The organism is Streptomyces sp. NPDC057543 (genome assembly GCF_042801895.1).
GTDB lineage: Bacteria > Actinomycetota > Actinomycetes > Streptomycetales > Streptomycetaceae > Streptomyces.
On sequence record NZ_JBHVFF010000594.1, the window covers coordinates 1 to 1,258 of the forward strand.

General features: G+C 66.2%; 1 protein-coding gene. It reads left to right on the plus strand.

Annotated features, from left to right (window positions below; genetic code table 11):
* The first annotated feature begins 83 nt into the window (after positions 1-83).
* Complete coding sequence (locus tag ACFU8Q_RS41535) at positions 84-1,034, plus strand: cytochrome c oxidase assembly protein (protein ID WP_384465422.1); 951 nt, start codon at positions 84-86, stop codon at positions 1,032-1,034.
* Positions 1,035-1,258: the final 224 nt, after the last annotated feature.

The following is a 1,258-nucleotide window of genomic DNA, read 5'->3' on the forward strand; positions in this document are numbered from 1 at the left end:
GGCCGCAGCTGCGGCCGGGGGCAGTTCTAATCTGGTCGGGACAACCGGCACGAAACGGGGACGTCCCCAGCGGGAGTGAACAGATGGATCACAGCGGGCACGGCATGAACATGGATCTGCCGCCGTTCACGCTGGGACGTGGGCTTCAGTTCTCCGCGGACCCGTTCTTCCTCATCGGCTGTGTTCTCGCCATCGGCCTGTACGGGTACGCCGTGCTGCGGCTGCGCCGACGCGGGGACGACTGGCCGGCCGGCCGCATCGTCTTCTTCGTCGTCGGCGTGCTGTCCATCGCACTGGTGATGTGTACGAAGCTGAACGACTACGGCATGGTCATGTTCAGCGTGCACATGGTGCAGCACATGGTGATCAGCATGCTGTCGCCGATCCTGCTGCTGCTGGGCGCTCCGGTAACCCTGGCGCTGCGTGCGCTCCCGGTCGCGGGACGTGGCCGCACCGGCCCGCGCGAGCTGCTCCTCATGCTGCTGCACAGCCGCTACATGAAGATCATCACGCATCCGGTCTTCACGATTCCGCTCTTCATCGCCAGCCTGTACGCGCTGTACTTCACCCCGCTCTTCGACTTCCTGATGGGTTCGAAGACCGGGCACATCGCGATGATGGTGCACTTCCTCGCCGTGGGTCTGGTGTTCTTCTGGCCGATCATGGGCGTCGACCCGGGGCCGCACCGGCCCGGCTATGTGATGCGGATGCTGGAGCTGTTCGCGGGTATGCCGTTCCACGCGTTCTTCGGTATCGCGCTGATGATGGCGACGACGCCGATGGTGGAGACGTACAAGAATCCGCCGGCCTCGCTCGGCATCGACGCGCTGAGCGATCAGAACTGGGCGGGCGGTATCGCCTGGGCCTTCAGTGAGATCCCGTCGGTGCTGGTACTGATCGCGCTGGTCTTCCAGTGGTACCGCTCCGAGCAGCGGACGGCGAAGCGCTCGGACCGTGCGGCGGACCGGGACGGGGACCAGGAGCTGCAGGCGTACAACGCCTATCTCGCCTCGTTGCAGGCGCGCGGGCAGTAGCGGTGGGCATGCCTCCGGGGTGACGATGGCATCCACGGCCACCCGGCCGATGAGGAGGGTGCGGGCATGTCCGGATCCACGAAGACCATGGGTGTGATCACCGTGGCGGCCCTGGTGGCGGTCACCGCCTACACGGTGGCGCTGGGGAGCAGTGGCTGGCTCTGGTTCGGCTGGGTGGTGCTCGGGCTGATCACCGTGGGGATGGTCGCGACGCGCGATTCCTG

Excerpts from the sequence above, each read along its gene's own strand:
- ACFU8Q_RS41535 (WP_384465422.1), top strand. The coding sequence starts at position 84 with ATGGATCACAGCGGGCACGGCATGAACATGGATCTGCCGCCGTTCACG.